Source organism: Undibacterium sp. GW821-FHT11H02 (assembly GCF_058808015.1).
This window is the reverse complement of the sequence record NZ_JBXARG010000012.1, coordinates 80,652-100,320: the sequence shown is the minus strand read 5'-3', so window position 1 is coordinate 100,320 and position 19,669 is coordinate 80,652. Positions and strand designations below refer to the sequence as shown.

At 44.0% G+C, this 19,669-nt stretch carries 14 protein-coding genes and 2 tRNA genes; 4 read left to right on the top strand and 12 right to left on the bottom strand.

All coding sequences use genetic code 11. The features are described from left to right. Positions 1-95: 95 nt before the first annotated feature. The 5 genes from sucD to AC1RR2_RS13290 form a co-directional block, all read right to left on the bottom strand. The gene (gene sucD, locus AC1RR2_RS13310) at positions 96-977 is read right to left on the bottom strand and encodes a succinate--CoA ligase subunit alpha (RefSeq protein WP_186890657.1); all 882 of its coding nucleotides are present in this window, start codon (positions 975-977) and stop codon (positions 96-98) included. An 18-nt stretch (positions 978-995) separates the two neighbouring features. Then, positions 996-2,180: an ADP-forming succinate--CoA ligase subunit beta gene (sucC, locus tag AC1RR2_RS13305; RefSeq protein WP_422994862.1), complete on the bottom strand. Its 1,185-nt coding sequence runs from the start codon at positions 2,178-2,180 to the stop codon at positions 996-998. A 621-nt stretch (positions 2,181-2,801) separates the two neighbouring features. Next, positions 2,802-3,260, bottom strand: a complete 459-nt coding sequence (gene recX / locus AC1RR2_RS13300; RefSeq protein WP_493222739.1) for a recombination regulator RecX — start codon at positions 3,258-3,260, stop codon at positions 2,802-2,804. 375 nt (positions 3,261-3,635) lie between these two features. Next, complete coding sequence (gene recA, locus AC1RR2_RS13295) at positions 3,636-4,673, bottom strand: recombinase RecA (protein ID WP_493222738.1); 1,038 nt, start codon at positions 4,671-4,673, stop codon at positions 3,636-3,638. 287 nt (positions 4,674-4,960) lie between these two features. After that, complete coding sequence (locus AC1RR2_RS13290; protein ID WP_493222737.1) at positions 4,961-8,353, bottom strand: fused MFS/spermidine synthase; 3,393 nt, start codon at positions 8,351-8,353, stop codon at positions 4,961-4,963. Positions 8,354-9,293: 940 nt separating this feature from the next. On the opposite strand from AC1RR2_RS13290, the gene AC1RR2_RS13285 reads away from it, so the two are divergent. Continuing rightward, entirely contained in the window at positions 9,294-9,617 is a 324-nt protein-coding gene (locus AC1RR2_RS13285) for a hypothetical protein (RefSeq protein WP_493222736.1), read from the top strand. Between the two features lie 48 nt (positions 9,618-9,665). Then, positions 9,666-10,187, top strand: a complete 522-nt coding sequence (locus AC1RR2_RS13280) for an isochorismatase family protein (RefSeq protein WP_493222735.1) — start codon at positions 9,666-9,668, stop codon at positions 10,185-10,187. Positions 10,188-10,328: 141 nt separating this feature from the next. Here AC1RR2_RS13280 and AC1RR2_RS13275 read toward each other — a convergent pair whose 3' ends face one another. The 4 genes from AC1RR2_RS13275 to AC1RR2_RS13260 all read right to left on the bottom strand — a co-directional run bounded on the left by AC1RR2_RS13275 (position 10,329) and on the right by AC1RR2_RS13260 (position 15,346). Continuing rightward, complete coding sequence (locus AC1RR2_RS13275; RefSeq protein WP_493222734.1) at positions 10,329-11,216, bottom strand: CPBP family intramembrane glutamic endopeptidase; 888 nt, start codon at positions 11,214-11,216, stop codon at positions 10,329-10,331. Positions 11,217-11,508: 292 nt separating this feature from the next. Beyond that, complete coding sequence (locus AC1RR2_RS13270) at positions 11,509-12,444, bottom strand: MBL fold metallo-hydrolase (protein ID WP_493222733.1); 936 nt, start codon at positions 12,442-12,444, stop codon at positions 11,509-11,511. Positions 12,445-12,521: 77 nt separating this feature from the next. Further along, on the bottom strand, positions 12,522-13,916 hold the full coding sequence (locus tag AC1RR2_RS13265) for a serine hydrolase domain-containing protein (RefSeq protein WP_493222732.1): 1,395 nt from the start codon (positions 13,914-13,916) through the stop codon (positions 12,522-12,524). A 401-nt stretch (positions 13,917-14,317) separates the two neighbouring features. Next, the gene (locus AC1RR2_RS13260; protein ID WP_493222811.1) at positions 14,318-15,346 is read right to left on the bottom strand and encodes an aldo/keto reductase; all 1,029 of its coding nucleotides are present in this window, start codon (positions 15,344-15,346) and stop codon (positions 14,318-14,320) included. A 251-nt stretch (positions 15,347-15,597) separates the two neighbouring features. On the opposite strand from AC1RR2_RS13260, the gene AC1RR2_RS13255 reads away from it, so the two are divergent. Further along, positions 15,598-16,488: a LysR family transcriptional regulator gene (locus tag AC1RR2_RS13255; protein WP_493222731.1), complete on the top strand. Its 891-nt coding sequence runs from the start codon at positions 15,598-15,600 to the stop codon at positions 16,486-16,488. A 136-nt stretch (positions 16,489-16,624) separates the two neighbouring features. Here AC1RR2_RS13255 and AC1RR2_RS13250 read toward each other — a convergent pair. The 3 genes from AC1RR2_RS13250 to gltX form a co-directional block, all read right to left on the bottom strand. Beyond that, positions 16,625-16,700 (bottom strand) — tRNA-Glu (locus AC1RR2_RS13250). Positions 16,701-16,879: 179 nt separating this feature from the next. After that, a tRNA-Ala gene (locus AC1RR2_RS13245) sits at positions 16,880-16,955 on the bottom strand. 94 nt (positions 16,956-17,049) lie between these two features. Beyond that, entirely contained in the window at positions 17,050-18,468 is a 1,419-nt protein-coding gene (gltX, locus tag AC1RR2_RS13240) for a glutamate--tRNA ligase (RefSeq protein ID WP_493222730.1), read from the bottom strand. A gap of 227 nt (positions 18,469-18,695) precedes the next feature. On the opposite strand from gltX, the gene AC1RR2_RS13235 reads away from it, so the two are divergent. Continuing rightward, the gene (locus tag AC1RR2_RS13235) at positions 18,696-19,592 is read left to right on the top strand and encodes a pseudouridine synthase (protein WP_493222729.1); all 897 of its coding nucleotides are present in this window, start codon (positions 18,696-18,698) and stop codon (positions 19,590-19,592) included. Positions 19,593-19,669 lie beyond the last annotated feature (77 nt).

Here is a 19,669-nt window from a genome sequence, read left to right as displayed (position 1 = left end):
AAAATAGGGAAGCTTTTTGAGCTCCCCTATTTCAAGGCTTATCAGCATTGATCGATTGAAATCGACAATGATTGAACAGGCAATTTACATACTAATTACAGCATCGCTTTCAACAAACGCGCCATTTCCGATGGATTCTTCGTTGCTTTAATACCGCATTCTTCCATGATGTCCAGTTTTGCTTGCGCAGTATCAGCACCACCGGAAATCAAAGCACCTGCATGACCCATACGTTTGCCTGGAGGCGCAGTCACACCAGCAATGAAACCAACCACTGGTTTCTTCATGTTGTCGCGTACCCAGTAAGATGCATTCGCTTCATCTGGACCACCGATTTCACCGATCATGATCACAGCGTCTGTGTCTGGATCATCGTTGAACATTTTCATGACGTCGATATGTTTCAAACCGTTGATAGGATCGCCACCGATACCAACCGCAGAAGATTGACCCAAACCGAGTGCAGTCAATTGACCCACTGCTTCGTATGTCAATGTACCTGAACGTGAAACCACGCCGATACGACCTTTACGGTGAATATGACCAGGCATAATGCCGATCTTGATTTCATCTGGTGTGATCAAACCTGGGCAGTTAGGGCCGAGCAATTTTGTTTTGCTACCAGCTTTTGCCATACGGTCTTTCAACATCATCATGTCACGGACAGGAATACCTTCTGTTATACAAATCGCCAAATCGAGATCTGCTTCAACTGCTTCCCAGATCGCTGCCGCAGCACCTGCTGGTGGAACGTAGATCACAGAAACCGTTGCGCCAGTCGCTGCTTTAGCTTCAGAGACATTCGCGTAAATTGGAATGCCTTCGAAATCTTCGCCAGCTTTCTTAGGATTAACGCCAGCGACGAAACAGTTTTGACCGTTTGCGTAATCGCGGCACATACGTGTATGGAACTGGCCAGTTTTGCCAGTGATACCTTGGGTGATGACTTTAGTGTCTTTATTAATCAGGATGGACATAGTGATTCCTTGCGAAAATTAAGCTTGACCGGCAGCAGCGGCAACAACCTTCTGTGCCGCTTCTTCCATCGTGTCTGCAGCGATGATAGGCAAACCAGAGTCAGCCAGCATTTGCTTACCGATCTCTTCGTTCGTACCTTTCATACGTACCACCAAAGGTACTTGCAGGGACACTGCTTTGGATGCTGTGATCACGCCTTCAGCGATCACGTCGCAACGCATAATGCCGCCGAAGATGTTGACCAAGATCGCTTTCAAGCCTGGGTTTTTCAACATGATCTTGAAGGCTTCAGTCACTTTTTCTGCAGTCGCGCCACCACCTACGTCGAGGAAGTTAGCTGGCTCGCCGCCGAACAATTTGATGGTATCCATCGTTGCCATCGCCAAACCAGCGCCATTCACCAGGCAACCGATATTACCGTCGAGGGAGATGTAAGCCAAATCAAATTTAGATGCTTCGATTTCAGCTGGATCTTCTTCGTCCAGATCGCGGTAAGCAACGATCTCTGGTTGACGGAACAAAGAGTTCGCATCGAAGTTAAATTTCGCGTCGAGTGCGATTACTTTGCCAGAACCAGTCAAGATCAAAGGATTGATTTCAGCTAATGAGCAATCTGTTTCCATGAATGCTTTGTACAAGCCTTTTAACTGTACACGTGCGTCTTCGATAGAGCCTTCTGGCACACCGATTTTGCGGGAAATATCATCCGCTTCTGCATCTTGCAAACCAGCAGTCGGATCTATCGCGATGGAATGAATCAGCTCTGGATGAGATTCAGCCACTTCTTCAATATCCATACCGCCTTCAGAAGACGCCATCAATACCACACGTTGGCTGATACGGTCAGTTACCATACTCACGTACAGTTCCTTCTTGATGTCCGCGCCTTCTTCAATCAACAGACGGCGTACTTTTTGACCTTCTGGGCTAGTTTGATGCGTGATCAATTGCATACCCATGATCGCGTCTGCGTATTCGCGTACTTGCTCGATGGATTTAGCAACTTTAACGCCACCACCTTTACCACGGCCACCGGCGTGAATTTGTGCTTTGACTACCCATACTGGACCGCCTAAAGTTTCAGCAGCTTTGACTGCTTCTTCAACGGACATGCATGGGATACCGCGCGGTACGGTCACTCCGTATTTACGGAGGATTTCTTTACCCTGATACTCATGGATTTTCATACGACTTCCCTTCAGACACTGAGGTATTAGTTAAAAAGTAAAACAAAAAAACGAAACGAAACTTTATAAACATCTATAAAGAAATACTACAAATTCTTAACATGTAAGTAGTCAAACTGGTACAAGCAAACAAAAATAAACTGCCCAAACAAAAAAACGCAACGACCAAAATTGGCGTTACGTCTGATTAGCAAACACTGAGGATAAAATTGGGAAAATTTGTTTGTACCAACTTAGCACGAGCAAAAACATGATCCTTAGAATCACACATTCCATCAATCAAAGTTCGCTCAGGCGCTTTAAAAGTGAAATAGCATCCGAATAATCGGATAGGAAAAGTAATCAATTTGATTAAGGACATCATGCCTGCTGGCGGCAATTTCGAATATAAAAAGCCACAATTGCGTGCGTTATCGTAGCTTCTACAATAACAGCCGCTCCTGCGGCGTTGCAAAAAACCTGACGATTCTAACACAGCTGAAAGACTAATTCCATTTTTTGGCTAGACCAATTTATGCGTACCAGTAACTGAAAATGTATTTATCCCTACGTAGGGTGAAATTTTCCTGATTTTGATGATGAGCCTATTTGGGAGTGATTGATATTTACATAACAAACAAAACCAAACCAAGGAAATCACTCTTCACATGTATCTCGTGTAGTTCGTAAAGCAGTATTGATTGCACTGCTGGAAAATCCGCGCTGCGCCAAGAATTGCATCTGTTTTACTTTCTCACGATGATTAACTGGTGCATCGGGGAATTTTCTGTACAAGACTTCAAGGGCACGCTGACATTCTGTTTCTTGCAAGTCCTGCTTTAAATCTTCCAAATCTTCTTTATTTAAATTGTGACTCTGTAGCTCAGCCATTATCTTTTGATTGCCGAATCTAGATTGTCGACGATTAACCAGTGCTTCTGAAAAACGTTGATCTGAGAGAAATTTAGAGACTTCCAACCAGTCCAGCAACGCTTCAAGTTCCCCCTCTTCTTCAACATGCGATCTCAACTTGCGTGCCAATTCAAATCGGCTATGTTCACGCAACGATAAATAACGCAAGGCTCGGGCTTTTAAACTTAATTTTGGCTTAATCATGATTTGCGAATTAACCAGGGATTGTTAACATAATTTTCCGCCGCATAGATTACCGAAAACATGTTTTGCTTAAAATTACCCCAATAAGATTGAAAAAAGTAGTCAAGTTGAGTGCTAATTCTATGGACTAGTTTAAGACTCTTGCCAACTTCTATTGAAAAACAAGAAATGCAAAGAGAAGCCTATCTTATGTAAGCCAAGAACATAAAAAAAGTCGATCACTCATTTGCATGAGTAGATCGACTCAAGACTAACGTGAACTGATAATTCATGCTTCGCTATGAAAATCTAAGAAAATTTCTGTGAGTATCTGTAACTCTGTACCAATTTCAAAATTTTTTAACAAATTCAAAGAAGCCCAAGCAAATCTGTTTTCTATTCTGCCGCCAACGGAGGCAGTAAAGGCACGCCTAGCTGTTCGCGCACTTTATTTTCAATTTCATAGGCCAAAGCTGGACGCTCGATCAAGAAATTGCGTGCATTGTCTTTGCCTTGCCCGATTTTCTCACCGTTATAGCTATACCAAGATCCTGATTTTTCGACAATTTTACAGTCAGCCCCCAAGTCCAGAATTTCACCTTCGCGCGATGTTCCTGCGCCATACAAAATGTCAAAATGCGCTTCTTTAAATGGAGGTGCAACTTTATTTTTCACCACTTTAACTTTAGTTTCATTACCAACGACTTCATCACCAGCTTTGATCGAGCCTGTTCGACGTATATCTAAACGTACTGAAGCATAAAACTTTAAGGCATTACCACCGGTTGTGGTCTCTGGACTTCCAAACATCACACCAATCTTCATACGAATCTGGTTAATAAAAATCACTAAGGTGTTAGTACGATTGATACTACCTGTCAATTTACGCAAAGCCTGAGACATTAAACGAGCTTGCAAGCCTGGTAAAGAGTCGCCCATATCGCCTTCAATTTCCGCTTTCGGAGTTAGTGCAGCGACTGAATCGACAACGACCAAATCAACGCTACCTGAACGCACCAAAGCATCCGTAATTTCTAGAGCCTGCTCACCAGTATCTGGCTGAGAAATCAGAAGATCATTCAGATTAACGCCCAATTTTTGGGCATACCCTACATCAAGCGCATGTTCCGCATCGATAAAGGCGCAAGTACCACCCAATTTTTGCATTTCTGCGATCACTTGCAAGGTCAGTGTTGTCTTACCAGAAGATTCTGGGCCGTAGATTTCGACCACACGACCACGTGGCAAGCCACCCACACCTAAGGCGATATCCAAACCAAGGGAGCCAGTGGAAACGACTTGTATCTCTTCAATCGCGGCGCCATCAGCTAGACGCATGATAGAACCTTTACCAAATTGCTTCTCAATCTGCGCTAAAGCCGCAGCTAATGCTTTGCTTTTATCGGCGCTATTATCAGTTTTTCTATCGTCCATAATTTCTTCCTGGTAAATACTAAAGAGTCAGTGAATTGTTTGAGTTATACCTGTCGACTAAAAAAGTCGCTTAAATCAAAAACATGCCGATACTGTATAAAAAATCAGTGGTTTATGCAAGCTTATTTTTAAAATATTTTTACAGCCCTATTTAATTACTTTTAATGCAATAATCATTGCACCAATCGTCAAATAAAAAAGGCTGATTCCCTAAAATTTTAGAAATCAGCCCATATCCGACAGCTACGAAATTGAACAATTTAAATCTACATCAATCAAATTAAGACCTATTTACTATCAGCTTTAGCTTCCTGCTTAAAAAGCGGACTTTCGCTATAACGAGAAATCAACTTAAATATCGCTTGTGCTGAAGCATTTGAATCCAAAACATTTCCTTTCGGAGTATTGTATTCAAGCTTTAAATTATCATCCGTGGAAATCAGTGTATTAATCCCTGCTCCAAATTGTTGCATCATCCTATCGACATTCTCATTAGTCAACACACGTGATTTTTCCAAATCTTCTATCCTAGTATTAAATTTTAGCCGCGTTGATTCTAGCGTCGGCACGGCTTTTAGAAAATCAATGGCCTTCGCTACCGGTGCTTTACGAGCTTCATTGTTCGTTGCTATCAAGATGCCCTGCCCACCAATGATGTACATAGACACGAATGTAAATTCTGAGCGCAGAGTTGCAATGACAGCTAATAAATCAGAGGGGTGCATATGATGTAGCTGAACCCATTGCTGCAAAATCCCATCGTTCGCCAATTTTGACTTTATCAAGCTATAAAACTCTCGGTTGTATAAAGATGCGGCTCCAGCAAACCAAATAGACGTAATTTCAATACTAACCACATCATACAAATAATTAGGGGGCGTCAACAGCAACAAATTCCGACCATCAGTGAGATGCATTTGGACGCCTGCCTGCTTACTGACTCGTCCATTCACATCCGAAAAGTGCTTATCTGCCATATTCACAACGTCACTACTCAGTTCCGCAATATCTAAGTGCCGGAATCCTGCGTCATGGAAAACTTTACTAGTGACACCGGTGCCGTATCCAATTACCAACGCTCGATCTCTACGTTCTTGATGCATTAATGGCGCGAATGCAAATCCAAACTGCGCTTGCATTTCGCCCTCCCACACATTATTCCCTTGAAATTTACCATTCGTTAAGAGCGTCTTAAATTCGCCTTTTTGCGCGCTGGTACGCTTTTCACTGTCGGACTTTGGTACCACCGCGACAGTGGTGAGTCCACCATCGATACTCTCTGCATGGTCAATGACATTTCCCCATTTTTGGGCTACGAAGTAGACGTTTGCGCCAGAACTTAAAGTGTTGTAATCCAATCTAATTTGAAAAGATAGCACGGCACATAGGCCAGCAAACCCAAACACCACAAAGTCTATTTTTGCTGGGCGATATCCACCAACGACGACGACCATCAACGCGAGTAGTAAGGTAGTCGCCGTCAATACTTGTGCGGCGCCTAATCCACCTAACATTGGAAGCAAAAAGAATCCGAACAACAAAACGCCAACAATATTCCCCAGTGTATTAAATGCTGCACCTATCCCTAGCATCTTGATCCCGCTGTGGCCACTATTCTGAGTTACAACATCCATTGCAAACACGTAAGAAGCGCCAATGAATATGGTTGGAGGGAACATGGCAATACCGCACACCATTGCCCTAATGGCCTCTCTAGTGACGAAATTTTTTGTCGCCTGTTGGTCTGCAAAACTTGCAAAATAGTCAGGAATCATATTCCAAATCCACATCCCTAAACCGAGAGTGGTAGCCAAACCTAACAAAGATAGGAACAAAGTCTGTAACCTATCAATTTGTTCATTTTTCAAAATACGTCTAGCCAATTCCCCCCCTACAGCCAATCCAAGCAAGAATGTGGCTAGCATCAAACCAAAAGCGTAGACACTATTTCCTGCGACGATAGAAAGCATGTGTACATAGACGACCTCTAAGCCTAATGACACTATGCCACCTATGCCCAATGCAAAAATTGCACAGACTACTGCTGACTTACTCAGTTTGGAAGTATTGTTCACGTTCAGGGAATTAAGCTGACGCTCATGCCATGGAAATTTCTTTGCTAATTCTATAGCCGCCAAAGCGACCATTAAATTGACTAAGGCAGCGATACGAGTGGTTGAGTTAACGCCGACCATAGGGATAATCACATAGCTGGTTAGCACTGCACCCAGGGTTGCGCCGGCCGTATTCGCAAAGTAAAGTAAAGCGACTTTGGAACCGAGTTTTTGGCCTTGGACATTAATTACCTCAGCCAGCAATGGCAAAGTAACCCCCATCAAAATCGTTGGTATCAGGAGTACACCAGCACCTAATACAACCCTTAAAGAAAGTAACACTGTAGACTCAGGATTGTGTCCGGTTCCAATAGAAACATAGAATGTTTGCACCGCGTCAAAAAAGAAAGGTGTCAAAACACAATAAATAGCGATTCCGCCCTCAATCAGGGCATAGGTCTTAAGTGGCAATTTCACTTTTTGTGCATATTTTCCACCTATCAGTGAACCAATCGCCATCCCTCCTAAAAAGGTAGCTAATACCGTAAGTGTCGCGGTTGAGGTACTACCAAAAACTAAGGCGAGTTTTTTCGCAAACAAGACCTGATAAATTAACGCTGCGGCACCAGATGCAAAAAATAGCCAGCCGATCCGACGTTCGAGAAAACTATGCTGTAGCGAATCCTCGCTTTGTAAGCTCGCTACCACATCTCTTGGTTTAGCCAATGAAGGAAAACGCGTCATCCAACGACATTGAGCGACGACAAGTGCGATTGTCAAACCTAACATTAACCATGGGAACCACGTATTTAATTTGGCCCAAGGCACTAAGTTACGCAACACAAGTATCCAAATAAGCCAAGTGCCAAAGCCAACTAATACAGTGTATTTTCGTTCGCTAGCCGACCAAGGTATTGAAGTAGTACAAAGCGCTATTGCAGCCAACACAAAGGGTACTGCGACCACTAAGTCAACTAAATAATGCTCCCCTAATAATAAGGTTCCACAGGCAGTAAGCATCGTCATAGCGATGATAATTGCGCGCGACCACCAGCGTGTTCCACTTTGCCACCAAATAATCGAAGACGCCAGCATCCAGCCAAAATGCATAGATGGCATCCCATTTCTTGGCGCTGGACTAACTTGAACCATATCGAGTACGTATTCAAACGGCTGTTGCAATGCGAATAGGAAATCTTTACTTCCAAATAAGTACTTGGGTCCTGTGATCGGAAATAAGTTATAAGCAAAGAACGCACATGAAGTCAGAATGACCCAAACCAAGGTTGCAGACGCTACGTGTTCAGGCTTTTTTCGAAGATGGAGCAATGCAATTGCAAGAAACGCTATAGGAGTCAAATTATATGAAAGCTCAACTAGTCCCCGGAACAAAAAAATCGAATCGATAAACTGCGTCAATTGAGGAGTAAGACTCCAGTGAGCTATTGCATCCCATTGCATGGCATACAAATCGAATGTACTCGGATGCAATGTCGAACTAAGGTGCAAAGCAGCGTCTGGAACCATTGCGATCAATAGAAAAAGAATCACCATGCTGCGCAAACGAGATTCAAAGCTAGGATCATCACTACGCAATTTATTGCTACAAATACGGATCAACAACATGAAAATTGCCGGTAAACCCAGACAAAAAATTATAAAAGTAACAGCAGTAGGATTCGGTTGACTGAAGCTAAACTCCCAGGTCTTTGGCAACAAAAACAAAGTAATCGCCGCTACCACAGGACAAAGCAACAGCAGTGCGCTTTGCGACCTGACACTAAACCTGGAAGCCCAAAACATGACGGCAAAACTCAAAGCATATCCAGTCATAAACTCATAAGTAGTATGGATATCATTTGCCGTAAAAGCAGAAACAAAGGGCTGGAACGGCCATACACTGAGGCCAAAGCCAGCCGTTAGCATAAGAAAAGCAATGACCCCGAAGAGCACATTTCGAGCTAATTTATTATCGTAATTAACGCTATCTACATACATAGTTTCCATACCTTCATCATATTTAAGACAAATTCAGAATGCGCCGACTCTTCAGCAGTCAATAAGCTTATTGCATGATAACAGCATACTTGACGTATTATTTACATTTGGAAGTGCTTCAAAGAAATTTTCTGTAATCGTAAGTCAACGGATCTCACTCATGTTTATTCAGCCCAAAGAAGCCGAGTCGATCACCTAAACCTTGGCATTTTGAGCCTGCTTTCTGTTGCCTAAAGACTTGGTCAAGGCAAATAGCTGCAAGCTCACCAAGCGAGCAAGACAGCTTTTGTTTACTTGCTCTGCATTAGTTAAGCTTGCCTTTGCACAAGGTATCTCTTGCCAAACGCCACGGTTTGACTATTGACCGAAACAATTCTCAGAACAACACTTCCGTATCTATATATCAAGCCATATTTCCAGTAATTTAGCGCACATGAAAGCTTGCTAATTGTCGTGTTTTAACAAAATGTTAGTCGTACGTGCACAAATCGTGAGTCAGTAATCCGTACTTTTTTATTAGGGACATCTCCAGGCGATTTAGATTACATTTGCCTTATTTGCACTTCTCATGGCAATATCGCCAATCGCTGCTAGTGCAGTACGTGGCGCAAGCGGTATAACTTTTACACTGGACGCCGAAGGCATGTTTTGGAATCCGACTGTGAACTCAATTAAGCTTGCAAAAGTTCTTCCCAAGTCTCCGCCAGAATTGTCAGGTATTGTAGTTGGCGATGAGCTCACCGAAGTGGAAGGGATGCCTGTCATTGGAAGCAAAGGCAAAGAATTGATGGCTTTGAATCAAAGAGATGCAGGCCGGACTCTAAAATTGAAAATCAAACGCTCCAATGGCGAAATCATGGCGATAACGATGAGCTTAGCCACTAAATCCTGATAGTGTTACTTGGGCTAGGTCAATTATTTTTTCAAACACACAGAATATATGCACACTCTACTAATTATTGACATGCAAAATGCATGGATAGATGAAAACCCTCGTTACGATTTTGACGGTGTCATCCGCCGTATCAATCTAGTGAGTGACAGCTATCGCACTCAAGGTAAGCATGTCATTTTTGTTCGACATAGCAACGGCGATGCAGAGATAGGCTCATCCGCTTGGCAGATACACGAACAATTAGAAATTAAGCCTAAGGACCTCTTTGTTGACAAAATCGCTTGCGATCCTTTTTCACAAACCGATTTAATGGATCAATTAAAAAAACTGGACACATCTCAAGTCACCATCTGCGGCTTAGCCACCGAATTCTGTGTAGATTCCGCAGTCAGGGCAACACTTTCCTATGGATTTGATGTATTGGTTTTATCCGACGCTCATACAACAGCGAACCGGGATCATCTGTCAGCAAAAGCCATCATAGATCATCATAATTGGATTTGGGCAAATCTTGCAGCGCCCGCCGGTCGCAGCATAGAAGTCAAACCGACCGATACTATCTTGTAAGTTCGAAATCAAATTCCGATAATTACGTTCTAGCTCCAACACAGTGTTCAAATTAAGTGTGAGACTGGTGTGCTATAAGGCTTGAAGTGGTCAGCAAACTGACTTCAATCATGCCTTATCAAGTCAGGTCGCACCAAATTATCATGATCTAAATGACTTGCTTCGGTGAAGAAAAGTAAAGCATAACAACACCGCAATAAGGCCGGGCAAACTGGCTTCTAAACCAAACTGTCCACCAGTAAGCCAGACTGGGCTATCGCCAAATACCGGGCGCAGGAGCCCTGCTTCGTTATGCCCGCTCACACCAAAGCCTAGTATATTTCCCTGAACAAAGTTGGCCATCAGGTGTATGCCCAATGGCATGGCCAAGCTCTTAGTGCGCAAATAGGACAAACCGAACAAGAGAGAGGCGACGAAAATATTGACGCTGGCCAGCAGTTTCACGTTTCCTTCCATTCCTGGATTACTGGAATGAGTTAACCAAAAATAGGCAGCGACTAAGAACTGAGCCGCGATCACACCTAAACCAGCATGGAGTCGCTGTAAGAACACGCCACGAAAAACAATTTCCTCTGCGATGGCGACCGCTGCACATCCGAGTAATCCGTTCCCAATAACTGACATCGTCAAAGTATCAATCTGCCACGAAACCCAGCCGCCGAGCAGGAGAACCAAAGCTGGCAGTAGCATCAATACGCTGCCAATCAAACCACCGATGAGTAATTGTTTTAGCCAAATAAAATTGAACGCTCCCATCATTTCAGCAAATGGTTGACGACGGAGTCGCTGAAAAACATAGGCCGCAATAAGGCTCAAAACCGCTTGATGCCACATTGCTATTTCGCTTCCCTGCTGACGCATCCAAAACGTAAGCGGTAACAACATGGTCGCCATAATTAAAAAGAAAATGGCAATCCACCATCCGTTTCGTAATTGACGGTTAGAGTCGATGAAAATGTTTGTACTCAACACTTTTCTTGGTTGTACACGCGCAAACATAGTGAAATCTTCAAAGTTTTTTTTAGACATGAGAACTCAAAAATCATTAGATAAGATGCTGAAAAGAAGTCAGCTTAGCGTTTTAGCCTAAATTGCACGAGTGCTTTGTGATTAACAGTGTATCGATTGGCTTAAATGGTATTTAGTGCGGATAAACGGAAAACGACTTTGAGCCAGTGATTCAGCGATCACTTGTATTATTTACACCAAGTTGTCGCATTAATTGTTTTCTTGTCTCAGTTTAAGATTTAGCTGCACATCGTGGATGAACTTTAGCTGCCTTTGATCGAGGCAGCTTGATAGCTCTTGATCTAAAATCAGCCTAATTTGAGCTGCCCGTTTTCTCATCTTCCAGTCGTTTTTTTAGGGCCTCTTGACCTGACTTTGCCATGGCCTTACAAGCGGAGGTATCAATTAAAGGGGCTTTTCCATCGAGACGATGGAGCAAATTACTTTGCTTTACATGACCTGTTAAAAGGATATCGCAGGCGGTATTTTCTAATCTGATTGTGCTTGCCAATAGTTGCCCTGAGATTGAACCTGGCTCAGAGAAGCGATAAATTTTGTCCGAAATTGAACCGACGCTATCGGAAAAAACCATGTTCACGCATACATTACTTTCACATTCACGCCACGTCCAACCGGAACCTCCTGGCGCATGGCCGCTCATGGGAATATTGTTAACTTTGGTTTCGGCAATAGCCAAGCTTCCTTCGTCAGCAATTACTTGCACATTGGAGATAGGCGTGAACGGCGTCAAATTTAGAAATTGCGGATCACTGCGCTCATTCTTACCATTCCTCAATGCATCCAGAGCACTGTTCCGAGCAATAACTTGGGCGCCTGTATCTCGCTGAAGTTTCGAAACACCACCGACATGATCGATGTGCTCATGAGAAACGAGTATGTATTTAATATCGCGGAGATCGACTCCTAAAGACGTGATATTAGATTCAATAGCCGGTACCGCCTTCTCAGTTGCACCATCAATCAGAAAATGTCCCTTAGGGGTGGCGATCAAGATAACGCTAATGGCGCAAGTCCCTACATACCAAGCATTACCGTATATATGTCGAGCCACAGTAGGTTCCGACCACTCATCATTGGATTTGCAGCTTTGTACTGGCGTAGTCCGCGCTGCAGCGCGCGGCATCGGGACCTCATCACTTGCGACGACACCGACGACTGGCATTAACAAAACCACCGACAATAAAGCGACTATGGACTTCTTTAAAATTGGCATTTTGAGTTTCAACATGAAAAGTTTGAGGTTGATTTGGGCAGGCCAGTTAGCGACAAAAAATGAGGAGACTTATGTTAGAAGATAGACTAGTACTAAAACAGACTCTTCAGAACTACCCGTTCGAAGACCGGATCAAACTCGCCATCTAAGGGATATACCTCAAACCACTGTGCCAAGTGTTTGCCTCCGTCTTTTTCTATAAAACGTATACGGAAGTCAGTGTTACTATCATAGAAAAATTCTGTGGCTGATTTTGCAGAAAGGGCTTTCCACTGTGCGCCCAATGGCGCTTCGAAATATAGTTTATTCCCCTTAACATGGAAGGCGTATTGATCTTGTCCTTGTTGATAGATGCCCGCAAACTTTTCTAAATCTGGACTAGCTAATTTGACCGGCTTTACCGCTTCAATTGATTTTCCGCTCGCAATCACGGCCAAGCGTTTGGCGATTGGCGCCAAACCATAAGGAAGCTGTTCTCCATTGCTAAGGATCGCAACATAAATTTTAGACTTTGGTAAATATACGGTCTCACCATGATAGCCGGGAATATCGCCGTTACTTTGCAAATAGGTTTCGTCGCCTAATCTATGTGGTCGTGTGCCATAACCATATGCGACACTGGTACCATTATTTAGTTTAAATTGGTTGTGCATAGCTTGAGTATTTTCTGCATTAAGTACACGCCCACTTTGCATCGCCGTGGTCCACTTAGCCAGATCTTCCGTAGTCGAGTAAAAGTTGCCTCCACCGAAACCGACACTAGGATGAAAACGCGCTGCCAATTTAGGCCCCGCCTCATACGGTGTTACAGCGCCCTCAATGACACCAGCTTGCTGATCATAGATAGTATTTTTCATGCCAAGCTTTTGCAGGAACTCTTGTTGAATATATGTCTCGAAACTTCGTCCGCTAAGCTTTTCTATGATCATCGCGAGCAAGCTGTAATTGACCGTCGCATAGGAAAAGCGTTCACCAGGCACTGCGCCCAATGGATTGGCAATGGCATACTCGAGCAACTGCGAGGGTGTTTTTAAGTTAAATGCATTAGCTCGAAATTTCTCATCCTCAAATAAATTGTAGATGCCCGAGGTATGTGTCAGACAGTGCTTGATCGTAATATTGCTCCAGCTGGCTGGAATAGAGTCGAGAAAGGATTTGACAGGCTCATCCAGTTTTAATTGTCCTTGTTCGGATAAACGCAATATGGCTGCAGCGGTAAATTGCTTTCCTATTGATGCTGTGTGAAATCGATGTTGTGTCGTAAGCGCGTGCTTGAGTTCGACATTAGCCAGACCATAAGCTCGCTGAAACAGAATTTTGCCCTCTTTCATCACAAGTACCGACGCACCTGGCATGTTGGATGAAAAAGCTTGCTGCAATTCCCGATGAATTAAATTTTCAATGTCTTTATGGTCGCGCTGCCGGTCACTATGGTAGTTCTTTTGCTTAACCGACAGGCCAGCTTTCTTATTTGTCTGTGGGCTCATGGCTGACAAATTTTCGGCATGAAAAGATAAGGCGCAAAGCAGCGTTAGTACTAATAGAGCTCTCATAAAAATCCTGATAAAAAATATTATTCGGTGATCACATGAAAGCTATGCAACATTGATGCCATGAGCAAATTTCCTATTTTCAAATGCTATCTACCCTTGGCGCAATGATTTCAATCACGAATAATTGTCCGCCTGGACACGCAAACTAATTATCGGACACTAACAGCGGACATTTTCCAAGCAATTAGTGGATAAGATCGACTGTTTTTTTTGCGCCTGTATGTTTTAAAAGCCATCGTTCAATGGGAATCAATCAAAGTCTGCAAATGAGGAAATTCGGCAAAGCTTACTCCCATATTCTCTGCATGAATTTGAAGTCACGGGGTCATATCCGACTAGCGATCCACCATCGCCATTCTTTGATCGCTATATCGCTTACCTGCCACTTGCGACAAAGCCAGGCTAAGCTGTTGAATTTCATTCGCATCGAGAGATACATTCAAGGCCAACATATTTTGCTCAAGATAGGTGCGGCGCTTAGTACCCGGGATGGGCACAATGTCGTCACCTTGATGTAGAACCCAGGCGAGCGCAATTTGCCCCGGTGTCAAATTGCGCTCTTTTGCTAGCTGTTTCACCAGGCTGGCCGCCTGCATATTCAAATCAAAATTTGTCCCTTGCAAACGCGGATCGAGGTGACGAAAATCTGACTCAGGATACGCCTCAGCACGTTTCGCCGTACCAGTTAGAAAACCACGACCTAAGGGGCCAAACGGTACTAATCCTATTCCCAGTTCACGCAATACGGGCAGTACATCCGGCTCCAGATTGCGCTCCCATAAGGAGTATTCGCTCTGTAAGGCACTGATAGGATGAACCGCGTGTGCTTTGCGAATATTCGTCACGCCCGCCTCAGACAAACCTAAGAAGCGCACTTTACCCTCCTGCACCAATTCAGCCATCACACCGACCACGTCTTCTATTGGTACTAGGGGATCAACCCTGTGCTGATATAAGAGATCAATATAATCAGTTTCCAATCGACGCAATGAACCTTCCACCGCGCTACGTATGTGCTTAGGGTGACTATTCACGCCAGTCGTTATACCGTCCTCAATTCGAAATCCAAATTTAGTTGCAAGTACGACTTCGTCTCGCTTGCTTTTCAATGCGCGCGCCAACAGGCGTTCATTTTCATAAGGCCCATATTGCTCTGCCGTGTCAAAAAAATTGACGCCTAACTCGATCGCTCTATGTATGGTTGCAATTGCTTCACCTTCATCGGCATGGCCATAGGCATCATCACTCATTCCCATACAGCCCAAGCCCAAGGCTGAAACACTGAGCCCCTGTGTGCCAAGTTGGCGTTGCGGTACCTGGATTTGTCTAACTACTGTTGCCTGCGATTCAAACGCTTGCTGCATTTTTTCTACATTCATTTTCTACATCCTAAAATTTTTTCTAAAGTACCAAGTCAAAAAAATACATTCGGCAGCACGTATTCGCGTCACGGCGCCTTCACAAAGGACTGCCACTATTGTTGCAAGTCTTAAGCGAAATTCTGGCTTAACTTACCTAGAACGAAGTATCAATTAAGACTAAAATAAACACAATTAGTGAAATCGACAAAAGATTATTGCCGTGAGTTCAATAATAATCAAATCGAAAGACATTTATGGAAATGCTGAAAGAAATGGCGATCTTCGCGCAAGTGGTTGATAGCGGAGGCTTTTCTGCTGCGGCACGACATTTGGACTTAACGACATCGGCCGTTAGTCGCCACGTCTCTCGCCTGGAAAAACACATGGGTGGCAGGCTATTGCAACGCACTACGCGATCCATTGCGCTAACAGAGTTAGGACATCAAGTCCATGAAGCCTGCGTTCGCATGCTCAGTACTGCCCGCGAGATCCATGCCCTTGCTGGCAGCTATAGCAACAGACCTAATGGTGTCATTCGAATCACCGCGCCTGTTGTGTTTGGACAGGTTTGGCTCGCTCCAAAGCTTCCCGGTTTTCTCAGACAGTATCCGGAGGTAAACATAGAACTCACGCTGGTCGATAGAAACGTCGATCTCATCAATGAAGGGATTGATCTGGCCATACGTATCGCAGGTGAATTGCCACCCGGCCTAGCTGCTCGTCCGCTATGCCCGATGCGTTACATCTTAGTTGCATCGCCCGATTATCTTCAACAACATGGCACCCCAAAAAATCCAGATGAGCTCACCAGGCATCAATGTATCTATCTCGGCTATGCCAAGTTCCGTGAGAAATGGACGCTCCAACATAAAGAGCATGGGCGAATCGAAAAAGTGAATGTCAGCAGCCGTATAAGAATTAATAACAGCAGCGCAATTTTAGCCACCGTACTGGCAGATGCAGGTATAGGATTAGTGCCTGAGTTCACTGCGGCCGAGGCCATCAAAACAGGTTCCGCATTGCAGATACTGCCGGATTGGGAATTGAGTGACCCCTATTCCGGCGCCGTCTATGCCGTTTATCAACCAGGAAAACATTTAGCATTAAAGATCAGAGCTTTTATTGATTACATGGTGGATAGTTGATTCCGATAGTCAATTCATGCAAACTTAAAATCAAATCAACATGCCAAGTTGATGACCCTAACGAAAGACAAAGCATGCTGGTTTTTCAATAAAAACAAAAAAAGCCGCTAAGTATTTAAACTTAGCGGCTTTAACTTGGCGTCCCCAAGGGGATTCGAACCCCTGTACTCACCGTGAAAGGGTGATGTCCTAGGCCTCTAGACGATGGGGACATAAAATCTGTCCTTGTTACTGACCTTTTTTACTGCTTTTTACTTGATTTATTCGCTTCGTTATTCACGTTTGCGATCAAGTAAGACCAAGATTATATACTCAACTTCTTCATTCTGGCAAGCATTTTTCTGAGACATCTAAAAAAATACTTTACTGATTTGAATCTATAAACTGATCGTGGTGGAGGTAAGCGGAATCGAACCGCTGACCTCTTGCATGCCATGCAAGCGCTCTACCAACTGAGCTATACCCCCGCACAAAATAGAAACGGGAGTATAGCAAGTTTAGTGTTTGCTTGTAAAGCTTAATGCTGGGCAGTATGTTTGTTCAACTTAGACTTTGTCCCGATTAAATTTTCGCCAAGCGCGCCATCACTACTTCGCGACCAAACAATTCAATCACAGCATCAATGGAAGGTGTTTGTAACTGTCCCGTTAATAGCAAACGTAAAGGCATCGCCAATTGTGGCATTTTCAAACCATGCTTAGCTAAAGTGTCTTTCATCATCGCTGAAATAGCGGCTTTATTCCACTCAAGCTCTGCACAGGCTTGCGTAAATTCTTTCAAAGCGGGTTGAATCGCATCCGTAATATGTTGAGCGACCAAAGCTGGATCTGCTTGCGGCTGGCGATAAAACAGCATCGCGGCCTGTGCCAATTCTACGGTGGTATTGGCACGTTCCTTCAAGAGAGCAATAACTGCGTGCAATTCGGGAGCCCCTTCAAATTGCGCGCCTAATTTTTCCAAATCAACACGAATCAAATCAGCTAATCGTTGATTGTCCGCAGCTTTAATATAATGGTTGTTTAACCACGCCAATTTCTCTGGGTTAAATTGCGCCGCAGAGCTAGACAAATGCGTCAGATCAAACCAGTTGATCATTTGTTCCATACTAAATACTTCGTCGTCGCCATGACTCCAGCCAAGACGCGCCAAATAATTCAATAAAGCTTCTGGCAAAAATCCTTTATCCAAATAATCCATCACGCTAACTGCATCGCGACGCTTCGATAATTTTTGACCGTCAGTTCCGAGAATCATAGGAACATGTCCATAAAACGGCAAAGGCGCGCCGAGTGCATTCAAAATATTAATTTGGCGCGGTGTATTATTGACGTGATCATCACCGCGAATCACGTGAGTGATCTGCATATCACTATCATCGACTGCGACGCAAAAATTATATGTCGGCGTGCCATCAGGTCGTGCGATCACTAAATCGTCAAGTTCGCGATTAGCAATTGTAATTTGACCCTTAACCACATCATTCCAACTTACCACACCATCCAAAGGATTCTTAAAGCGAATGACTGGCTTACGATCAGATGGAATCGCTGGCAAAGTTTTGCCACTCTCTGGACGCCAGGTACCGTCATAACGTGGCTTCTCACCCGCAGCACGTTGGCGTTCACGCATGGCTTCAACTTCATCCGTCGAACAGTAGCAGTGATAGGCGGTACCCTCAGCTAACATCTTGGTTAATACTTCGCGATACCTATCCATGCGTTTCATTTGGTAGAACGGGCCTTCATCGTGCTGCAAACCCAACCAATTCATGCCATCCAAAATCGCCTGCACCGCTTCTGGTGTTGAGCGTTCAAGATCGGTATCTTCAATGCGCAACACAAAGGTGCCACCAAAATGACGGGCGAACGCCCAGCTAAATAAGGCCGTACGTGCGCCGCCGACGTGCAAATAACCAGTAGGGCTAGGCGCAAAACGGGTACGCACAGTTGTTGTTGGAGTAGGTAAGTGAGAAGCTGTCATCAATGCTGGCGAATTTCCATATATTTAAAATCAACACAGGAAATGAACGCAAAAAGTCAAAGATGCTATTTTAACGCCTAAGCGTGTTTGATGATACTTAAGCCAATTCCAATAGCGGCAATACCCATTGATAGGCGATCTTACCTACTCAAAGATTTTAGCGTCTTTATAAAAAAAGTCTGCGTAATGCTAGTATGGCGGCCTTCCTATTATCCATAGATGTCATCGTGCAAGTTCCAAATAAATCACCACTTCCAACGCGTCACGGCATTAGCGCAAGCTACATTTGGCTACCCGAAGGTAATTGGGACAACGCCTTGGCTTTTTTATGTCAACACTTCCCAGATATTAATGAGGCACGCTGGCTGCAACGTTTTGCAAAGCAAGAGATACGCACCGCGGAAGGATTTATATTGCGCCCGGATAGCTCAGTAAAGCGCGGCATGTGCATCTATTACTATCGTGAAATCGACAATGAAAAAGCGCTTCCCTTCCAGGAAAAAATTCTATATCAAGACGAAAATTTACTAGTCGCCGACAAACCGCATTTCTTAGCCGTCACACCGGGAGGCGACTATTTGCGTGAAACCTTATTAGTGCGACTCAAGCAAAAAACTGGGAATGAAGCTCTAAGTCCTTTGCACAGACTCGATCGTGAAACTGCAGGCGTCATTTTATTTTCGCAACGCCCCCAAAGTCGCGCCGCCTATCAGCAACTATTTCAACACCGCCAAATCAATAAAATTTATCACGCTATCGCAGCACATTTACCGCAGTTGAAGTTTCCCCTACATAAAGCCAGCCGCATGGTGGAGAGTGATCGTTTTTTTCTAATGCAAGAAGTAGCTGGCACCATCAATGCAGAAACGGAAATCGAGATTTTGGAGAGACGGGATAAACTCAACCTCTATCAATTGCGCCCAGTCACAGGAAAAAAACACCAGTTACGTGTCCATATGGCCAGCCTCGGTGCCGCAATTATCAACGATAACTTTTATCCCAACAACATGCCCAGTGGATCCGACGATTTTAATAAGCCACTGCAATTACTTGCAAAATCTATTGAGTTCATCGATCCAATTACCGGCGAAATGCGAGCCTTTCATAGCGAACAACATTTGTAAATCATTAGGTATCTCGACTAAAGTCAAACCAAGGCGGTTGACAAGTTTGGCCACAGGTCGTATTATCTCGCTTCTCG

Excerpts from the sequence above, each read along its gene's own strand:
- sucD (WP_186890657.1), bottom strand. The coding sequence starts at position 977 with ATGTCCATCCTGATTAATAAAGACACTAAAGTCATCACCCAAGGTATC.
- recX (WP_493222739.1), bottom strand. The coding sequence starts at position 3,260 with ATGATTAAGCCAAAATTAAGTTTAAAAGCCCGAGCCTTGCGTTATTTA.
- recA (WP_493222738.1), bottom strand. The coding sequence starts at position 4,673 with ATGGACGATAGAAAAACTGATAATAGCGCCGATAAAAGCAAAGCATTA.
- AC1RR2_RS13290 (WP_493222737.1), bottom strand. The coding sequence starts at position 8,353 with ATGTTGTTGATCCGTATTTGTAGCAATAAATTGCGTAGTGATGATCCT.
- AC1RR2_RS13285 (WP_493222736.1), top strand. The coding sequence starts at position 9,294 with ATGGCAATATCGCCAATCGCTGCTAGTGCAGTACGTGGCGCAAGCGGT.
- AC1RR2_RS13280 (WP_493222735.1), top strand. The coding sequence starts at position 9,666 with ATGCACACTCTACTAATTATTGACATGCAAAATGCATGGATAGATGAA.
- AC1RR2_RS13275 (WP_493222734.1), bottom strand. The coding sequence starts at position 11,216 with ATGTCTAAAAAAAACTTTGAAGATTTCACTATGTTTGCGCGTGTACAA.
- AC1RR2_RS13270 (WP_493222733.1), bottom strand. The coding sequence starts at position 12,444 with ATGTTGAAACTCAAAATGCCAATTTTAAAGAAGTCCATAGTCGCTTTA.
- AC1RR2_RS13265 (WP_493222732.1), bottom strand. The coding sequence starts at position 13,916 with ATGAGCCCACAGACAAATAAGAAAGCTGGCCTGTCGGTTAAGCAAAAG.
- AC1RR2_RS13260 (WP_493222811.1), bottom strand. The coding sequence starts at position 15,346 with ATGCAGCAAGCGTTTGAATCGCAGGCAACAGTAGTTAGACAAATCCAG.
- AC1RR2_RS13255 (WP_493222731.1), top strand. The coding sequence starts at position 15,598 with ATGGAAATGCTGAAAGAAATGGCGATCTTCGCGCAAGTGGTTGATAGC.
- gltX (WP_493222730.1), bottom strand. The coding sequence starts at position 18,468 with ATGACAGCTTCTCACTTACCTACTCCAACAACAACTGTGCGTACCCGT.